At 56.3% G+C, this 2,494-nt stretch carries 1 rRNA gene; it reads left to right on the forward strand.

Annotated features, from left to right (window positions below):
• Positions 1–2,473, forward strand: a 23S ribosomal RNA gene (locus tag AB0G84_RS36170); the annotation flags it as partial.
• Between the last annotated feature and the right edge of the window lie 21 nt (positions 2,474–2,494).

The following is a 2,494-nucleotide window of genomic DNA, read 5'->3' on the forward strand; positions in this document are numbered from 1 at the left end:
CGTCGTGACTGCGTGCCTTTTGAAGAATGAGCCTGCGAGTTTGCGGTATGTTGCGAGGTTAACCCGTGTGGGGAAGCCGTAGCGAAAGCGAGTCCGAATAGGGCGTTGAGTAGCGTGCCCAAGACCCGAAGCGGAGTGATCTAGCCATGGGCAGGTTGAAGCGGAGGTAAGACTTCGTGGAGGACCGAACCCACCAGGGTTGAAAACCTGGGGGATGACCTGTGGTTAGGGGTGAAAGGCCAATCAAACTCCGTGATAGCTGGTTCTCCCCGAAATGCATTTAGGTGCAGCGTCGTGTGTTTCTTGCCGGAGGTAGAGCACTGGATAGGCGATGGGCCCTACCGGGTTACTGACCTTAGCCAAACTCCGAATGCCGGTAAGTGAGAGCGCGGCAGTGAGACTGTGGGGGATAAGCTCCATGGTCGAGAGGGAAACAGCCCAGAGCATCGACTAAGGCCCCTAAGCGTGTGCTAAGTGGGAAAGGATGTGGAGTCGCAGAGACAACCAGGAGGTTGGCTTAGAAGCAGCCACCCTTGAAAGAGTGCGTAATAGCTCACTGGTCAAGTGATTCCGCGCCGACAATGTAGCGGGGCTCAAGCACACCGCCGAAGTCATGTCAATGCAGCATTAGGACCAACGTCTGCTGTGTTGGGTAGGGGAGCGTCGTGTGCCGGGTGAAGCAGCCGTGGAAACGAGTTGTGGACGGTTCACGAGTGAGAATGCAGGCATGAGTAGCGATACAAGAGTGGGAAACTCTTGCGCCGATTGACTAAGGGTTCCTGGGTCAAGCTGATCTGCCCAGGGTAAGTCGGGACCTAAGGCGAGGCCGACAGGCGTAGTCGATGGACAACCGGTTGATATTCCGGTACCCGCTTTGAAGCGCCAAACATTGAATCAGGCGATGCTAAGTCCGTGAAGCCGCCCTGAGCTCTTCGGAGCGTAGGGGAGTGGTGGAGCCGACGAACCAGACTTGTAGTAGGTGAGTGATGGGGTGACGCAGGAAGGTAGTCCAGCCCGGGCGGTGGTTGTCCCGGGGTAAGGGTGTAGGACGCTGTCTAGGCAAATCCGGACAGCACATAGTCTGAGACCTGATGCCGAGCCGATTGTGGTGAAGTGGATGATCCTATGCTGTCGAGAAAAGCCTCTAGCGAGTTTCATGGCGGCCCGTACCCTAAACCGACTCAGGTGGTCAGGTAGAGAATACCGAGGCGTTCGGGTGAACTATGGTTAAGGAACTCGGCAAAATGCCCCCGTAACTTCGGGAGAAGGGGGGCCATTTCTGGTGATGAGACTTGCTCTCTGAGCTGGGGGTGGCCGCAGAGACCAGCGAGAAGCGACTGTTTACTAAAAACACAGGTCCGTGCGAAGCCGTAAGGCGATGTATACGGACTGACGCCTGCCCGGTGCTGGAACGTTAAGGGGACCGGTTAGTCGACCTTCGGGTTGGCGAAGCTGAGAACTTAAGCGCCAGTAAACGGCGGTGGTAACTATAACCATCCTAAGGTAGCGAAATTCCTTGTCGGGTAAGTTCCGACCTGCACGAATGGCGTAACGACTTCTCGACTGTCTCAACCATAGGCCCGGTGAAATTGCATTACGAGTAAAGATGCTCGTTTCGCGCAGCAGGACGGAAAGACCCCGGGACCTTTACTATAGCTTGATATTGGTGTTCGGTTCGGCTTGTGTAGGATAGGTGGGAGACTGTGAAGCGGCCACGCCAGTGGTTGTGGAGTCATTGTTGAAATACCACTCTGGTCGTGCTGGATGTCTAACCTGGGTCCGTGATCCGGATCAGGGACAGTGTCTGGTGGGTAGTTTAACTGGGGCGGTTGCCTCCCAAAGGGTAACGGAGGCGCCCAAAGGTTCCCTCAGCCTGGTTGGCAATCAGGTGTTGAGTGTAAGTGCACAAGGGAGCTTGACTGTGAGACTGACGGGTCGAGCAGGTACGAAAGTAGGGACTAGTGATCCGGCGGTGGCTTGTGGAAGCGCCGTCGCTCAACGGATAAAAGGTACCCCGGGGATAACAGGCTGATCTTCCCCAAGAGTCCATATCGACGGGATGGTTTGGCACCTCGATGTCGGCTCGTCGCATCCTGGGGCTGGAGTCGGTCCCAAGGGTTGGGCTGTTCGCCCATTAAAGCGGTACGCGAGCTGGGTTTAGAACGTCGTGAGACAGTTCGGTCCCTATCCGCTGTGCGCGTAGGAGTCTTGAGAAGGGCTGTCCCTAGTACGAGAGGACCGGGACGGACGAACCTCTGGTGTGCCAGTTGTCCTGCCAAGGGCATGGCTGGTTGGCTACGTTCGGAAAGGATAACCGCTGAAAGCATCTAAGCGGGAAGCCTGCTTCGAGATGAGGGCTCCCTCCCACTTGATGGGGTAAGGCTCCCAGTAGACGACTGGGTTGATAGGCCAGATATGGAAGCGCCGTAAGGTGTGGAGTTGACTGGTACTAATAGGCCGAGGGCTTGTCCTCAGTTGCTCGCGTCCACTGTGT

Origin of the sequence: Streptomyces sp. NPDC020742, assembly GCF_040641675.1 — a bacterium.
GTDB lineage: Bacteria > Actinomycetota > Actinomycetes > Streptomycetales > Streptomycetaceae > Streptomyces.